This is a genomic window from Paraburkholderia sp. (assembly GCF_034668105.1).
Classification (GTDB): Bacteria; Pseudomonadota; Gammaproteobacteria; order Burkholderiales; family Burkholderiaceae; genus Paraburkholderia.
Genome location: NZ_JAXDPY010000470.1, coordinates 1 through 16,808 on the forward strand (window position 1 = coordinate 1; position 16,808 = coordinate 16,808).

At 62.5% G+C, this 16,808-nt stretch carries 9 protein-coding genes and 1 pseudogene; 7 read left to right on the top strand and 3 right to left on the bottom strand.

The features are described 5' to 3' along the window. The coding region (locus QOC89_RS21190) for an AMP-binding protein (RefSeq protein ID WP_323046806.1) at nucleotides 1–950 on the top strand (950 nt) is incomplete at its 5' end. 881 nt (nucleotides 951–1,831) lie between these two features. Here the strand turns inward: QOC89_RS21190 and QOC89_RS21195 are convergent. Further along, the gene (locus QOC89_RS21195) at nucleotides 1,832–2,629 is read right to left on the bottom strand and encodes a transporter substrate-binding domain-containing protein (protein WP_323046807.1); all 798 of its coding nucleotides are present in this window, start codon (nucleotides 2,627–2,629) and stop codon (nucleotides 1,832–1,834) included. A 217-nt stretch (nucleotides 2,630–2,846) separates the two neighbouring features. Here QOC89_RS21195 and hemE point away from each other — a divergent pair, with 217 nt between their 5' ends. The 6 genes and pseudogenes from hemE (at nucleotide 2,847) to QOC89_RS21225 (ending at nucleotide 14,282) form a co-directional block, all read left to right on the top strand. Further along, the gene (hemE, locus tag QOC89_RS21200; protein WP_323046808.1) at nucleotides 2,847–3,947 is read left to right on the top strand and encodes a uroporphyrinogen decarboxylase; all 1,101 of its coding nucleotides are present in this window, start codon (nucleotides 2,847–2,849) and stop codon (nucleotides 3,945–3,947) included. A 463-nt stretch (nucleotides 3,948–4,410) separates the two neighbouring features. Continuing rightward, nucleotides 4,411–6,657, top strand: coding sequence for a primosomal protein N' (locus QOC89_RS21205; protein ID WP_323046809.1), 2,247 nt, complete (start codon nucleotides 4,411–4,413; stop codon nucleotides 6,655–6,657). 172 nt (nucleotides 6,658–6,829) lie between these two features. After that, nucleotides 6,830–8,260: pseudogene (locus QOC89_RS21210) on the top strand (YeiH family protein). Between the two features lie 17 nt (nucleotides 8,261–8,277). Then, nucleotides 8,278–8,505: a hypothetical protein gene (locus QOC89_RS21215; protein WP_323046810.1), complete on the top strand. Its 228-nt coding sequence runs from the start codon at nucleotides 8,278–8,280 to the stop codon at nucleotides 8,503–8,505. Between the two features lie 599 nt (nucleotides 8,506–9,104). Next, complete coding sequence (putA, locus tag QOC89_RS21220) at nucleotides 9,105–13,043, top strand: trifunctional transcriptional regulator/proline dehydrogenase/L-glutamate gamma-semialdehyde dehydrogenase (protein WP_323046811.1); 3,939 nt, start codon at nucleotides 9,105–9,107, stop codon at nucleotides 13,041–13,043. Nucleotides 13,044–13,133: 90 nt separating this feature from the next. Further along, entirely contained in the window at nucleotides 13,134–14,282 is a 1,149-nt protein-coding gene (locus tag QOC89_RS21225; RefSeq protein WP_323046812.1) for a branched-chain amino acid ABC transporter substrate-binding protein, read from the top strand. 141 nt (nucleotides 14,283–14,423) lie between these two features. Here QOC89_RS21225 and QOC89_RS21230 read toward each other — a convergent pair whose 3' ends face one another. Beyond that, the gene (locus QOC89_RS21230; RefSeq protein ID WP_416340432.1) at nucleotides 14,424–16,133 is read right to left on the bottom strand and encodes a thiamine pyrophosphate-binding protein; all 1,710 of its coding nucleotides are present in this window, start codon (nucleotides 16,131–16,133) and stop codon (nucleotides 14,424–14,426) included. A 119-nt stretch (nucleotides 16,134–16,252) separates the two neighbouring features. After that, nucleotides 16,253–16,808, bottom strand: a 556-nt coding sequence (locus QOC89_RS21235) for an L-serine ammonia-lyase (protein ID WP_323046813.1), incomplete at its 5' end; no start/stop codon positions are given.

Consider the following 16,808-nt stretch of genomic DNA (forward strand, 5'->3'; position numbering starts at 1 on the left):
GCATTCCCGTTCCGCTCTATCACTGCTTCGGCATGGTGCTGGCGGTGCTGGCGTGCGTATCGGTCGGCGCGAATATGGTGTTTCCGGGCGAGGGCTTCGAGCCGGCCGCGACGCTCGCTGCGGTCGCTGAAGAGCAGTGCACGGCGTTGCACGGGGTGCCAACCATGTTCATCGCTGAACTCGATCATCCGAATTTCAGTACCTACGACTTCTCGCGTCTGCGCACCGGCATCATGGCCGGTTCGCCATGCCCGATCGAGACAATGAAGAAGGTCGTTTCGAGGATGCATCTAAACGAGATCACCATCGCCTACGGCATGACGGAAACGAGCCCGGTGTCCTTCCAGAGCTCGACCACCGACCCGCTCGACAAGCGCACCACGACGGTCGGCCGCATCCAGCCGCATCTCGAAGTGAAGATCGTCGATCCGCTCGGTGAGATCGTGCCGGTGGGCGAAACAGGCGAACTGTGCACCAAAGGCTATTCGGTGATGCAAGGCTATTGGGGCGACGAAGCGAAGACTCGGGAAAGCATCGTCGACGGCTGGATGCACACGGGCGATCTGGCGACGCTCGATGCTGAGGGCTACTGCAACATCGTTGGCCGACTGAAGGACATGCTGATTCGCGGCGGAGAAAACATCTACCCGCGTGAGATCGAGGAGTTTCTATTCCGGCATCCGAAAATCCAGAGCGTGCAGGTGTTCGGCGTACCCGACGCAAAGTACGGCGAGGAAGTATGCGCGTGGATCGTTTTACGCGCGGGAGAGCAGGCCACAGCAGAAGACATTCAGCAGTTCTGTCAGGGCCAGATCGCGCACTACAAGATACCGAAGTACATCCGCTTCGTTGACGAATTGCCGATGACGGTCACCGGCAAAGTGCAGAAATTCATCATGCGCGAACGGATGATTAGCGAATTGAAGGTGCAGGAAGACAAGACTGCCTGACGGCCATGCTGGTTCGGCGCAGCACGAAGATCGTGCGGCGCCGGCTGGCAATTTTGGAAACGTTTGCGGCGTAAGTGGGCCGCGGCGGAGGAAATTCCGCGCTGGAAAACCTGCGAAATCGATTCGCTAACACGCTCGCAAACGTTTGACCAGACGAAAAAAAAGCGGGCCTGGAGCCCGCTAAAAACCACACGCTACGGGGTTAGCGCGAGGAGACCAAAGTTGGAACCGACTGAGACGACGACCCTGCGCCGACTACGGCCCCAGCAGGGATGCCCCTTTACAGGGCTTCGGCATATGCCGACCGGCAAGTGCATCGTATCCGCTCACACCACGCACCCAGCCACATCCGTGTTGAAACCGTTGAAGGCATTGTGGGCGAATTAACCTACGAGCGCGGTAACAAAGTGTTTCAGGTTGTAACGCCCGCCAGATAAGGCGCTGCAGGATATATTGCCAAAAAGAAACGATTGAAACGTAATTTTTACCGATGACTCGCTCGCAATTTCATACGCCCGATTGATGCTATTCGCGACGCATATTGCGGCGTAATCCGTTCAGTCGCTTCCGCATGAAATAGTTGCATGGTCATCTTTTTTGCAACGAATCGACCGTGTTACAAGCGCTTTTCGAGCACGAGCAAATCTTCGATTGACTGCTGAGCCTTTGTGCTGCGTCGCAACAATTCGGGCGAACGGACGACGTATACGAAAGGGGCCCCCAGGTTGACCCCTTATTCAAATCGCATTGTTCGAGTTTTGCTTAACACCTTCGAGCCCGGTTACATGATTGTGCCGACCGCATGAACCTATTAAGCGACCACACCTACATGTTTTTCCAAGATCGAGCGCGATTTCGCCTCTAACCCTACAACCGTAGCTTCACTTCAGCCACATATCCGAGATTGCCTGATATTCACCAGTCGCGCGCGCAAGGTGCAACCACTGGTCGACGTACTGCTGAAACGCCATGTCGCCACGCGGCAGCAGCCAGGCCTTCTCGCCGTACTGGAAGGGCTTGTCCGGATGGACCGAGCAAAGACCCGGATTCAGCTTTTGCTGCAACAAGGTCTCCGACGCGTCTGTCACCATCACATCGGCCTTGCCGGCAAGAATCTGCTTGAAGACCGTCACGTTATCCGGATAGACGGTCAGGTTCGCATGCGGGAAATACTGTTTGGCGAAACGCTCGTTCGTGCCGCCCGGATTGACGATCACGCGGGTCGACGGTTGATCGATCTGCGCCACGGTTTGATATTTGTTGACGTCGTCGCACCGGACGATCGGCGCTTTGCCGTCCACCATGTACGCCTGAGTAAAAAACGCGCGCTTCTGGCGCTCGAGCGTCGGCGAAACACCGCCCACGCCGATGTCGCATTTCGCGACGAAGTCGTTCATCAGGTTCGACCATGACGTCTTGATGAATTCCGCCTTCACGCCGAGCGATTTGGCGAGCGATTCGGTCATGTCGATGTCGATGCCCTCGAACTGGCCGTCCGCTTTGTAGAACGAGTACGGCTTGTAGTCGCCGGTAGTACAGGCGCGCAAGGTGCCGCGCGCCAGTATTTCGTCAAGCCGCGAGGGCGCCGCGGCGGTTGTGCTGGTCTGGGCATGGGCGACGCCCGTGTGCACCAAAATGCCGGTCAGAACGCCGGCTAATGCGAGTGCTGCCTTGTTCATCGAGTCTCCTTGGCTGCGCGTAATTGTTTGTTTGGTAAAGCCGTCGGATGATAGCCCGGCAAATCGCGCTTGAACATTGGCCGTTCAGCTGAGTCATGGCACCGCGGGGAGCCGTAAAAGGCCACCGCGATCGCGGCGCGACGGTATTGCGTACATCAGGCGCGATGCGGCAAGCCGCGTCCGGTAAAATGGCCCTTTGCCTTCGGTCGTACGCAACATGGCTCATAAACTCCTGAACGACACTTTTCTGCGCGCGCTGCTGCGCCAGCCGACCGACTACACGCCGATCTGGCTGATGCGGCAGGCTGGCCGCTATCTGCCGGAATACAACGCCACGCGGGGTCGCGCGGGCAGTTTCCTCGGTCTGGCGAAGAACCCCTCGTACGCAACGGAAGTCACGTTGCAGCCGCTCGAGCGTTATCCGCTCGACGCCGCGATCCTGTTCTCCGACATCCTGACGGTGCCGGACGCGATGGGCCTGGGTCTCGAGTTCGTTGCCGGCGAGGGCCCGAAATTCACCCGCCCGGTGCGCACGGAAGACGATGTGGCGCGCCTCGCAGTGCCGGATATCGACGCCACGCTGCGCTATGTGACCGACGCCGTGCGCGAAATCCGCACCGCGCTCACCGACGCGCAAGGCCGTCAGCGCGTGCCGCTGATCGGTTTTTCAGGCAGCCCCTGGACACTGGCGTGCTACATGGTCGAAGGCGCCGGATCGGCAGACTTCCGCACCGTCAAGTCCATGTTGTACGCGCGCCCGGATCTGATGCACCGTATTCTCGACGTCAACGCGAGGTCGGTTGCTGCGTACCTGAATGCGCAGATCGAAGCGGGCGCGCAAGCCGTGATGATCTTCGATACGTGGGGCGGGGCACTCGCGGACGGCGCCTACCAGCGCTTCTCGCTGCAGTACATCCAGCAGGTCGTGAGCCAGCTGAAACGTGATCACGGGGGCGAAAAAGTACCGGTGATCACCTTCACGAAGGGCGGTGGGTTGTGGCTCGACGAGATCGCCGGGATCGGCGTGGATGCGGTCGGTCTCGACTGGACCGTAAACCTGGGCAAGGCGCGTGAGCGTGTGGGTAGCAAGGTGGCGCTGCAAGGCAATATCGATCCTTCGGTGCTGTTTGCGCCGCCCGCTTCGATCCGGATGGAAGCGCGCGCTGTGCTCGACAGCTTCGGCAATCATCCTGGCCATGTGTTCAATCTCGGCCACGGTATTTCGCAATTCACGCCGCCGGAAAACGTTGCCGAGCTCGTCGACGAAGTCCATCGTCATAGCCGCGCGCTTCGCAGCGGCGCGCACGCACCAACCTGATGCCGTAATCGTTACCATTTTTGCTGCGACGCAGCGAGCTGGGCTCTCGCTCTAAGGCAAACATTGCAGTGAATGGGCCGTCGGATGGCGGTCCCGCGAAAGTCAAGACTTGACTTATGCACATTGATCACGCTGCGGCGCGGTAGAAGCTTTCGTCGTGCCATTACCCTTGCACATTGCCGGCGCATTTGATCTAAGCCTTGTCTGGCAAGGGTTTCAAGGGTTTACGACAGAATGTGCGGAATCCCACAGAAGGCCGCTGCGGCGCGGTTTCCAGCCCTTCCGAGTGAAGTTCTCAACAAAGTTATCCACAGGCAAGCGGACCGATTGCAATTCTTCAGCCGAATCCAAAACTTAGCGCCGAAATTGAAGTTTTACTTTAACTTCGATGGCTCGCCGTCTGTTCAATGTGCACCGTGATGTGGCGTCGTTTTGCATCCATTTACCCAGTCCGTGCCGCAGCGTGAGCGAAGTATTCGTTCGCGTTGCGCTGGATCACCCGCTGCCGACCTTGTTCGACTACCGGTGCGACACGCCCGAACGTGTCGCACCCGGCATGATGGTGAGCGTGCCGTTCGGCAAGCGCCACGTGGTGGGCCTCATCTGCGAAGTGACCGCTCACAGTGACGTGCCCGATAACCGCTTGCGGGCGGTCAATCAGGTTTGCACAGCGTGCCCGCCCGTGTCGGCCGAATGGCTGGCGCTTACATCCTTCGCTGCCGACTACTATCAGCGCGGCCTCGGGGAAGTGGCGCTACCCGCGTTGCCGCAAGCCCTGCGTGATGCGTCGCGCTGGTCGCGCCTGTTCGCGCCGGCCGAACGATACCGCTTGACGGCTGAGGGTCGCGCCGCTTTGCCCGACGCATTGCCGGCGCGAGCCAGCGCGTTGCGCAAGCTGGCCCTGGCCTTGGCCGAGGCCAAATTTCTGAGCGCCGCGGACGCTCGCGCGCTCCATCCCAAGGCCATCGCGACACTGGATGCATGGCAGGTCGAAGGCTGGGTTGCACTGGAAGTGATCGAAGCCGCCGAGGTGCTTGCCAACCCGGCATCGCCGGATACGCCGGCACCCACGCTACCCACTCTCACCGACGAACAGGCGAGCGCAGTCGAAGCGATCCGCGACGCAAACGGCTTCGCGCCGTTCCTGCTGCATGGCGTGACGGGCAGCGGCAAGACGGAGGTGTATCTGCGTGCGCTCGCCGAGATCCTCGCGGCGAAGCCCGACGCGCAGGCACTCGTCCTCGTCCCTGAAATCAATCTGACGCCGCAGTTCGAGTCCGCCTTCCGGGCGCGCTTTGCCGCGCTCGAAGGCGCGTCGATTGTCACGCTGCACAGCGGTCTCGCGGAAGGCGAACGCGCCCGCAACTGGTTCGCCGCACACACCGGCCGTGCTCGCATCGTGCTCGGCACGCGGCTGGCGGTGCTTGCGTCGCTGCCCACGCTCGCGATCATCGTCGTCGACGAGGAACACGATCCGGCCTACAAGCAGCAGGAAGGCCTGCGCTATTCGGCGCGCGATCTGGCGATCTATCGCGCCAAGCAGCTCGGTTTGCCGGTCGTGCTGGGCTCGGCCACGCCGTCGCTGGAAAGCTGGTGGCAGGCCGATCAGGGACGCTATAAGCGTCTCACCCTGTCGCGCCGTGCGGTGGCCGAGGCCGTGCTGCCGACCGTCAAGCTGATCGATCTGGAAGAGGAGCGGCGGCGCGGGCGCGCCTCGGTGGAGGGGTTGTCCGGACCGCTGATCGCGGCGTTGAAGACGCGCCTTGAGCGCGGCGAGCAAAGTCTCGTGTTCCTGAACCGTCGCGGCTACGCGCCGCAGCTCGCCTGCGACGCGTGCGGCTGGGTTGCCGGCTGTCCACGCTGCAGCGCCTACGTCGTCCTGCACAAACCCGAACGCGCGCTGCGCTGCCACCACTGCGGCTGGGAATCGCGCATTCCGCGCTCGTGTCCGGACTGCGGCAATGTCGACATCGCGCCGATGGGACGCGGCACGCAGCGCGTCGAGGAAACCCTGGCCAGCGCGGTACCCGGCGCCCGCGTGCTGCGCATCGACGCCGACAGCACGCGCCGCAAAGGCAGCGCGCAGGCGCTGTTTTCCGACGTCCACGCCGGCGAAGTCGACATCCTCGTCGGCACGCAGATGATCGCGAAGGGCCACGACTTCCAGCGGGTGTCGCTGGTCGGCGTACTGAACGCCGACACCGCGTTGTTCTCACACGACTTCCGCGCGAGCGAACGCCTCTTCGCGCAATTGATGCAAGTCAGCGGGCGCGCGGGCCGCGCCGGGTTGCCGGGCGAAGTGCTGGTGCAGACACGCTATCCGCGCCACGCGCTGTATCACGCGCTGGAGCGGCACGACTACGTGGGCTTTGCGAATTCGACGCTGGCCGAGCGGCGTGACGCGCATCTGCCGCCGTTCGTCTATCAGGCTTTGCTGCGCGCCGAAGGCCGCACGCTTGAAGCCGCGCTCGCCTTCCTGCAGCAGGCGGCCGCCGCGCTGACGGAGATTCCGGCCGCCGAGCGCGTGACGGTCTATGACGCTGTGCCGCTCACCATCGTCAAGGTCATGCACGTGCACCGCGCGCAATTGCTGATCGAGAGCGCGTCGCGTGGCGCGTTGCAAGCCACTTTGCGCGCGTGGCAACCGCTGCTGCGCGGCTTGAAAGGCGTGCTGCGCTGGAATCTCGAAGTCGACCCGCTGGACATCTGACGCCTCTCGCCGCGTCGGCGGAGAGCGTTACTCCTTTCAGTCATATTCATAGAGCGAATGGTCGTTTCGCTTTGCGGAGCCGCTCGCCTATATTTCGCCGAACCGGCGCATATTCAGGCAAAACTCAACAATCACGCGCCGATGCACCTTAACTTTCCTCGAGGCATTTGCGATGAGCGATACCAACCAGACACTGCCGAGCGGCGCCGCGCCCAGCCAACCGCGCAGCGGCCAAAGCGCGCACGGCGGCGGTCTTTTTTCCACGGAAGACTGGTGGGCCGTCTGGGTCGGCCTGCTGGTGATCGTGATTGCCTGGGCGCTGTTCGCCTCGGGCAGCAGCATCAAGTGGCTGGCGGTGGCGCCCGCCAAATGGGCGAGCATTGAGCAAGCCGCGCAGGACATCGGCAAGCATCTGCCGAACTATCTCGCGCTGTTCGTCGTGTTCGCCGTGCTGTTCGGCGTAAGTCTTGCCACGTTGAAGCAGCGGGTCGGCGCTTTTCTGGCGTCGTTCCTGATCCTCTTCATCGCGTCGGCGCTGATCTTTACGCTGGGTGCGTGGGTCAATGCGTCGAAATACAACCTCGAGCCGCCGCTGGTGGCGCTGGCGCTGGGCCTGTTGATCTCGAACGTTGTCACGCTGCCCGAGTGGTTCTCAGCCGGCCTGCGCGTGGAGTTTTACATCAAGGTCGGCATCGTGCTGCTCGGCGCGACGCTGCCGTTCACCTTGCTGGCGTGGGCGGGGCCGGTCGCGGTCGGGCAAGCCACCATCGTCTCGCTCGTCACATTCTTCGTGATCTTCTTTGCCGGTAGGGCGCTGGGCCTCGACCGCCGGTTTGCCGCCGTGCTCGGCGTGGGCGGCGCGGTGTGCGGCGTGTCGGCCGCGATTGCGATTGCCGGCGCGGTGCGGGCGAAGCGGGAGCAGGCGTCGGTGGCGATCACGCTGGTGGTGCTGTGGGCAATCGTGATGATCTTCGTGCTCCCGTTCGCGTCGCGATCGTTGGGACTCTCGACAGCGGTGGCGGGTGCGTGGATCGGCACGTCCGAATTCGCCGACGCCGCGGGCATTGCCGCCGCGCAAGCCTACGGCGACTTCGCGAAGCACGCGGGCGGTGTGATTGCGGGCGCCCCCGAGGCATCGCTGCAGGCGTTCACGCTGATGAAGGTGGTGGGCCGCGATATCTGGATCGGTATCTGGGCGTTCGTGCTGGCGATTGTCGCGACGACGCGCTGGGAGTCGCAGGTTTGAGGTGTCAAGGCCAAACCGTATGCCCGTGAGATCTGGGCGCGCTTTCCGAAATTCGTGATCGGCTTTGTGATTGCATCGGCACTGGTGACGTGGATCGCCAGCCACTATTCGCTGGCTGATTACCGCAAGGTCGTGACGCCCGATTTCGTCGCACCGATCACCGCGCTGCGCACGTGGGCCTTCACGTTCTGTTTCCTGAGCATCGGGCTCACCACGCGTCTGCGGTCGCTCACGGCCACCGGCCTGAAGCCGTTCCTGGCGTTCACCGCCGGCGTGGTGGTCAATATCGCCATCGGCTACGCGCTGTCCGCGCACGTGTTCGCACCGTACTGGAATAGCTTGGGGCAGGGCTCGTAATGAGCGAGGCTGTCCGCATGGCAGGTACGGCCCACGCACGCGGAGACGCGTGCGCGCCGCGCTGTGCCAGCTGCCGGAATCGCGCCGAGGATCGGCATTCACTGGAGCAGAGCATTCCGGGTCTCGCTGTGTTCAGTTCCGGGTTTGGCGCGAGCGTGGCGGACAGCCGGCTATGCCGGCTGCACGATCAGCTCGTTTCGCCCGACGACGTTTGCGCGCAGTACGAGCCGATTCCGCCGCACTGACGCGCACGGCCGCGTCGCTAGCGGCGTCTGAACCAGGCGCCGCGCGTTCACTCACCGTCCAGGGTCAACCGAGGAACCGCGTCTCGATGTCGATCCTGAGCCGGCGGACGTAGCCCCTCAATCGTTCAACGCGGCCCGCGTATCGCCAGCCGATGCGCGCGACGCCGGACGGGCACGCTTTTCTTCAGTCATGCGCCTGCCCGGGCCGCCGGTCGCGCCACGGATGAAAAGCACCGCGCAAGTTGCGCACATTGCCCAGATTCCCAATACGACTAACCACTTTTCCATTTCACCAGTCCTCAAACCCCGTACCGTTTTCTATGTGCGTGCCTTGCGGCCGCGACCCTCCATGTTCTGTATAACGGCGCGCCGAACGATCTGATAAGGGTAAAAGCGAAAAGAATCACGCCAGGGAAAGTACTGATCGCAACCGCCGTCGCAACGCGCAACGCCATTCGGCGCAAACCCCCGTCATATGGGGCTTCCAAGAAGGTGCAACCATGCGGAATGCATGGTTGCACCTTTTTATTTGGAGGCGTACGATTCGCCCAACTTTTAGTCTTTCCCAGTGAAATCGTCTGGTATCCGAAGAAGGAAACATGGCTAGCACCACCCTCGGCGTCAAGGTTGACGACCTCCTGCGTTCCCGGCTGAAAGAAGCCGCCACCCGACTCGAACGTACTCCGCACTGGCTGATCAAGCAGGCGATCTTTGCGTACCTCGAAAAAATCGAGCACGGTCAGTTACCGCCTGAACTGTCGGGCAATACCGGCACGGCCGATCTGGCCGACGGCGCCGCGGTGGAGCAGGAGGAAGATGGCGCCGCGCATCCGTTCCTCGAATTCGCACAGAATGTGCAACCGCAATCGGTGCTGCGCGCGGCGATCACCGCTGCGTATCGGCGTCCCGAGCCGGAATGTGTGCCGTTCCTGCTCGGCCAGGCGCGTCTGCCGGTCAATCTCGCCGGCGACGTACAAGCCATGGCCGGCAAGCTGGTCGAAACGCTGCGCACCAAGAGCAAGGGTGGTGGCGTCGAAGGGCTGATCCACGAATTCTCGCTGTCGAGCCAGGAAGGCGTCGCGCTGATGTGCCTCGCCGAAGCGCTGCTGCGCATTCCCGATCGCGCCACGCGCGATGCGTTGATCCGCGACAAGATCAGCAAGGGCGACTGGAAATCGCACGTGGGCCAGGCGCCTTCGCTGTTCGTCAATGCCGCGACGTGGGGCCTGATGATCACCGGCAAGCTGGTGACCACCAATAGCGAAACGGGTTTGTCGTCGGCGCTCACGCGTCTGATCGGCAAGGGCGGCGAACCGCTGATCCGCAAGGGTGTCGACATGGCGATGCGCCTGATGGGCGAACAGTTCGTCACCGGCGAGAACATTTCCGAGGCACTGGCCAACAGCCGCAAGTACGAAGCACGCGGTTTCCGCTACTCGTACGACATGCTCGGCGAAGCGGCCACCACCGAAGCCGACGCGCAACGCTACTACGCGTCGTACGAACAGGCGATCCACGCGATCGGCAAGGCCGCCGGCGGCCGCGGCATTTACGAAGGCCCCGGCATCTCGATCAAGCTATCGGCACTGCACGCCCGCTACTCGCGTTCGCAGCAGGAACGCACGATGAGCGAATTGCTGCCGCGCGTGCGCTCTTTGGCGATCCTCGCGCGCCGCTACGACATTGGCCTGAACATCGACGCTGAAGAGGCCGATCGCCTCGAGATCTCGCTCGATCTGCTCGAAGCGTTGTGCTTTGATCCGGAACTGGCGGGCTGGAACGGCATCGGCTTTGTGGTGCAGGCGTACCAGAAACGCTGCCCGTTCGTGATCGAGTATCTGATCGATCTGGCGCGCCGCAGCCGTCACCGCATCATGGTCCGGCTTGTGAAGGGCGCGTACTGGGATACCGAAATCAAGCGTGCGCAAGTGGACGGTCTCGAAGGCTATCCGGTGTACACGCGCAAGATCTACACGGACGTCTCTTACCTTGCCTGCGCGAAGAAGCTGCTGGGCGCATCGGACGCGGTGTATCCGCAGTTCGCCACGCACAACGCGCACACGCTGTCGGCGATCTATCACCTCGCGGGCAACAACTACTACCCCGGCCAGTACGAGTTCCAGTGCCTGCACGGCATGGGTGAACCGCTGTACGAGGAAGTCACCGGCCGCGACAAGCTGAACCGTCCGTGCCGCGTGTATGCGCCCGTCGGCACGCACGAGACGCTGCTCGCGTACCTCGTGCGCCGTCTGCTGGAAAACGGCGCGAACACGTCGTTCGTGAACCGTATCGCCGACGAGAACATCGCAATCAAGGATCTGATAGCCGATCCGGTCGAGGAAGCGTCGAAGATCGTCCCGCTCGGCGCGCCGCACGCGAAGATTCCGCTGCCGCGCAATCTGTTTGGCGCCGAGCGTCTCAATTCGATGGGTCTCGATCTGTCGAACGAGCATCGTCTGGCATCGTTGTCGTCGGCGTTGCTGGCGAGCGCGCATCATCCGTGGCGCGCCGCGCCGATGCTCGAAGACAACGAGATCGCAGCAGCTACCAGTGGAGTGGCACGTGACGTGCGTAATCCGGCCGATCATCGCGACCTGGTCGGTACTGTTGTGGAAGCGACCCCGGAGCACGTGAGCGCAGCCTTGGCCCACGCGGTTGCCGCCGCTCCGATCTGGCAAGCCACGCCGGTCGAGGCTCGCGCGGACTGTCTCGCTCGCGCCGCCGATCTGCTCGAAGCGCAGATGCATACGCTGATGGGGCTGGTGGTGCGTGAAGCCGGCAAGTCGCTGGCGAACGCGGTCGCGGAAATCCGCGAGGCGATCGATTTCCTGCGCTACTACTCCACGCAGATCCGCAACGAGTTCTCCAACGACACGCATCGCCCGCTGGGTCCGGTGGTCTGTATCAGCCCGTGGAACTTCCCGTTGGCAATTTTCATGGGCCAGGTGGCCGCGGCTTTGGCTGCCGGCAACACGGTGCTCGCGAAGCCGGCCGAACAAACGCCACTGATTGCGGCGCAAGCCGTGCGTATCCTGCGCGAAGCCGGCGTGCCGGCGGGTGCGGTGCAACTGCTGCCGGGCGACGGCGAAACGGTCGGCGCTGCTCTGGTGGCCGATCCGCGCACGCGCGCGGTGATGTTCACTGGTTCCACCGAAGTCGCGCGTCTGATCAACAAGACGCTGTCGAACCGTCTCGATCCGGAAGGCAAGCCGATCCCGCTGATCGCCGAAACCGGCGGCCAGAACGCCATGATCGTCGACTCGTCGGCGCTCGCTGAACAGGTGGTCGCGGACGTGCTGCAGTCGTCGTTCGATTCTGCCGGTCAACGGTGTTCCGCGTTGCGCGTTCTTTGTCTACAGGACGATGTGGCGGACCGCACGCTGGAAATGCTGACGGGCGCGATGCGCGAACTGTCGGTGGGCAATCCGGATCGCCTGTCGATCGACGTCGGCCCGGTGATCGACCTCGACGCGAAGCGCGGCATCGACGCGCACGTCGCGGCGATGCGCGAGAAAGGCCGCAAGGTCGAGCAATTGCCGATGCCGGAAGGCGCCGCACAAGGCACGTTCGTTCCGCCGACGCTGATCGAACTCGACAGCATCGACGAATTGAAGCGTGAAGTGTTCGGCCCGGTGCTGCATGTGGTGCGTTACCGCCGCAGCCAGCTCGACAAGCTGCTCGAACAGATCCGCACGACCGGCTACGGCCTGACGCTTGGCATTCACACGCGGATCGACGAAACGATCGCTCACGTGATCAGCCGCGCGCACGTCGGCAACATTTATGTGAACCGCAACGTGATCGGCGCTGTGGTCGGTGTTCAGCCGTTCGGTGGCGAAGGTTTGTCGGGCACGGGTCCGAAAGCAGGCGGCGCGCTGTATCTGCAGCGTCTGCTCGCCACGCGTCCGGCGGGTTTGCCGAAGTCGCTGGCGCAGTCGTTGATCGTGGATGCGCCGCAAGCGTCGGAAAACAGCGACAATCCGTCCGCTGCGTTGACGGCTTACCGCGACTGGCTGATTGGCGAACAGCAACCGGTGTTGGCCGCTCGCGTCGACGGTTATCTGTCACATGTGCTGGCGGGCGCAACTGCGGTATTGTCTGGGCCAACCGGCGAGCGCAATACGTACACGCTGGGCGCCCGCGGCACGGTGCTGTGTATCGCGTCGACCGCGAGCGGTGCGCGCGTGCAGTTTGCCGCGGCATTGGCTACGGGAAATCGCGCATTGTTCGAAGGCGCGGCTGGTGAACAATTGGCGTCTCAGTTGCCCGCTGCGTTGAAATCTCATGCAAGCGTGAAGAAGAGCGCCGATACGCCGTTCGACGCGGTGCTGTTCGAAGGCGATAGCGACGAGCTGCTGGCGCTGGTGAAGGAAGTCGCGAAACGCGCGGGGCCGATCGTGTCGGTGCAGGGCGTCGCGGCTCGCGCGCTGGACAGCGGCGAAGAGGACTACGCGCTCGAGCGTCTGTTGACGGAACGTTCGGTTAGTGTGAATACGGCAGCAGCAGGCGGTAATGCGAATTTGATGACGATCGGTTGAGCGAACCTCATCGGTTACTTCAAAAAAACGGAAGCGGTACCGGCGACCCCGAAAAACCGCTCCATCCACACCTGGTACCAAGGAGAAGCTATGCAACACAAAATGAAACAGCTGGCAGGCGCAACACTGGTTGCGGCAATGTCGCTGGCGGGGACGGCCAACGCTCAATCGACCGAAGACGTGAAGATCGGCTTTGCCGGTCCGATGACGGGCGCACAGGCGCACTATGGCAAGGACTTCCAGAACGGCATCACGCTGGCTGTGGAAGACATGAACGCGACCAAGCCGGTGATCGGCGGCAAGCCGGTTCGCTTCGTGCTGGATTCGGCCGACGACCAGGCCGACCCGCGCACCGGTACGACCGTTGCGCAAAAGCTGGTGGATGATGGTATCAAGGGCATGCTCGGCCACTTCAACTCGGGCACCACGATTCCCGCTTCGCGCATCTACGCGAACGCGGGCATCCCCGAAATCGCCATGGCAACGGCGCCTGAGTACACGCAGCAAGGCTTCAAGACCACGTTCCGCATGATGACGTCCGACACGCAGCAAGGTTCGGTCGCCGGCACGTTCGCGGTCAAGACGCTGGGCATGAAGAAGATCGTGATCGTCGACGACCGTACGGCTTACGGCCAAGGTCTGGCTGATCAGTTCGAGAAGGCGGCGAAGGCAGCAGGCGGCCAGATCGTCGATCGCGAATACACGAACGACAAGGCGGTGGACTTCAAGTCGATCCTGACGAAGCTGAAGTCGTCGAACCCGGATCTGGTGTACTACGGCGGCGCGGATTCGCAAGCGGCCCCGATGGTCAAGCAGATGAAGCAACTGGGCATCAAGGCGCCGCTGATGGGTGGCGAAATGGTCCACACGCCGACCTTCATCCAGCTCGCGGGTAACGCAGCGGATGGCACGGTGGCATCGCTGGCCGGCCTGCCGCTGGAAGAAATGCCGGGCGGCAAGGACTACGTCGCGAAGTACAAGAAGCGCTTCAACGAAGACGTGCAAACGTACTCGCCGTACGCTTACGACGGCGCAATGGCGATGTTCGACGCCATGAAGAAGGCTAATTCGACCGATCCGGCCAAGTACCTGCCGCTGCTCGCGAAGACCTCGATGCCGGCAGTGACGGCAGCGAACCTCGCATACGACGGCAAGGGCGACCTGAAGAACGGCGGCATCACGCTGTACAAGGTTGTCGACGGCAAGTGGACGACGTTGCAAAGCGTGGGCGGGAAGTAAGGTGGTTTTCGCATGAGCATGTGAGTGTCGCGCGCGGTTTTGTCGTGGCGCTCGCTGCAAAAAAAAGCCCTGCAGCACTTTTGAGCCGCAGGGCTTTTTCCTGTGTGCTTTGCTGTGTGTGCCAGTCGCAACTCAACGTCATCACTCCCCGCGCAACTTCCTTCCCTGCTCGCGAATCTGCTCCAACGTCGCGCCCGGCGTGCTCGCCTCCTGCGGCATGCGAATCTCGATCACCGCTGCACGCCCGGCTTCCATCGACCGTTGCAATGCAGGCAGAAAATCTTCGGTCCGCTCCACTGTCTCACCATGCGCGCCGAACGACCTCGCGAACGCCGCGAAGTCCGGATTAGTCAGCCCCGTACCGTGTACACGATTCGGATAGTGCCGTTCCTGATGCATCCGGATCGTGCCGAAGTGGCTATTGTTCACGACGATGAAAATCACATGCAGGTCGTACTGCATTGCCGTCGCGAGTTCTTGCGCGGACATCATGAAGCAGCCGTCGCCGGCTAATGCGACCACCGCGCGTTGCGGATACATCGACTTCGCCGCAATCGCCGCCGGTACACCGTAGCCCATTGCGCCACTGGTCGGCGCGAGTTGCGAGCGGAAATGCCGATACGAAAAATGCCGATGCAGCCACGTTGCGTAATTACCCGCACCGTTCGTGAGGATCGCATCTTCGGGTAGATGCGCGCGCAGCTGCTGAATCACTTCGCCCATTTGCACATCGCCGGGAATCTGACGTGGCTTGCGCCAGTCGAGATATGCTTGATGCGCTTCTTGCGCCGCGCCGGCCCACGCGGGGTTCCCGGGAGACGGCTCCAACCCGGCCAGCAACGCCGCCAGTTCGGGCATGCCGGAGACGATCGGGAGGTCCGCCGCATAGACTCGCCCGAGTTCTTCCGCGCCTTGATGCACGTGCACCAGTGTCTGCTTTGTCTTTGGAATAGAGAGCAACGTATAGCCGTTCGTTGTCGCTTCGCCGAGTCGCGGGCCTAACGTCAGCAATAAGTCCGCATCGCGGATACGCTGCGCAAGCGCTGGATTGATGCCGAGGCCGACATCACCCGCATAGTTCGGATGCTCGTTGTCGAGTGTGTCCTGAAAGCGGAACGCAAGACCAATCGGCAATTGCCAATTCTCGACGAAGCATTGCAGGTCGGCACATGCCTCGGGCGTCCAGCCGCTGCCGCCGGCAATCACCATCGGCCGTTGCGCGCTTTCCAGCAATCGGCGCAACTCTTCTATCTGCGCGGCGGACGGCGATGCCGCCACACGCTTATATCTCGGTGCGCCGGCCGCAAGCTCACACGCATCGCTCAACACATCTTCCGGCAACGACAGCACAACCGGTCCCGGCCGCCCCGACGTCGCCGTGTGAAACGCATGGCTCAGATATTCGGGAATACGCTTCGGATCGTCGATTTGCGCGACCCACTTCGCCATCTGACCAAACATGCGCCGATAGTCGATTTCCTGGAAGGCCTCGCGGTCGAGATGCTCGCGCGCGCATTGGCCGATCAGCAGGATCATCGGCGTCGAGTCCTGGAACGCCGTGTGCACGCCAATCGACGCATGCGTCGCGCCGGGGCCGCGCGTGACGATCGCGACGCCCGGACGCCCCGTCAATTTGCCGACCGCTTCGGCCATGTTAGCCGCAGCCGCTTCATGCCGGCAGACGATGGTCTGGATGCGATCGGTCTCGTCGTGCAGTGAATCGAGTACGGCGAGAAAGCTCTCGCCGGGAACACAGAAGACGCGCTCGACGCCATGCGTCAACAAGGCATCGACGACGAGACGCGCGCCAGTGGTTTGGGCGGCGGAGGAAGATTTAGAAGCGTGCGGCATTGCGATGAAACCTCCAGGCGTTGCGATGGGTGCGATCGGTGCAGTGGGGTTGTTGCCGCATCGGGTTTGCATCAAGCCGATGGGCGCAGCGATAGCTTACGCCGACCGGGCCAGCGCCCTCAACACTCCACGATATTCACCGCCAACCCACCGCGCGACGTTTCCTTGTACTTCGTCTTCATATCCGCGCCGGTCTGCATCATCGTCTTGATCACGGAGTCCAGCGACACGTAATGGGTACCGTCGCCGCGCAGCGCCATTCGCGCGGCGTTCACGGCTTTCACGGAGCCCATCGCATTGCGCTCGATACAAGGAATCTGCACCATCCCGCCGACCGGATCGCACGTCAGCCCGAGGTTGTGCTCCATGCCGATCTCGGCGGCATTCTCGACTTGCGCGGGCGTACCACCCATCACCGCCGCGAGCGCACCGGCAGCCATTGAACAGGCCACACCCACTTCGCCCTGGCAGCCCACTTCCGCACCCGAAATCGACGCGTTCAACTTGTACAGAATGCCGATTGCCGCGGCCGTCAGCAGGAAGTCGATCACGCCTTGCTGATTCGAGCCCGGCATGAAACGCGTGTAGTAATGCAGCACCGCCGGAATGATGCCGGCGGCACCATTGGTCGGCGCCGTGACCACGCGCCCGCCGGCGGCGTTTTCTTCATTCACG

What these genes read in the sequence shown, in the direction of transcription:
- QOC89_RS21195 (WP_323046807.1), bottom strand. Translation starts at nt 2,629, where the DNA reads ATGAACAAGGCAGCACTCGCATTAGCCGGCGTTCTGACCGGCATTTTG.
- hemE (WP_323046808.1), top strand. Translation starts at nt 2,847, where the DNA reads ATGGCTCATAAACTCCTGAACGACACTTTTCTGCGCGCGCTGCTGCGC.
- QOC89_RS21215 (WP_323046810.1), top strand. Translation starts at nt 8,278, where the DNA reads ATGGCAGGTACGGCCCACGCACGCGGAGACGCGTGCGCGCCGCGCTGT.
- putA (WP_323046811.1), top strand. Translation starts at nt 9,105, where the DNA reads ATGGCTAGCACCACCCTCGGCGTCAAGGTTGACGACCTCCTGCGTTCC.
- QOC89_RS21225 (WP_323046812.1), top strand. Translation starts at nt 13,134, where the DNA reads ATGCAACACAAAATGAAACAGCTGGCAGGCGCAACACTGGTTGCGGCA.
- QOC89_RS21230 (WP_416340432.1), bottom strand. Translation starts at nt 16,133, where the DNA reads ATGCCGCACGCTTCTAAATCTTCCTCCGCCGCCCAAACCACTGGCGCG.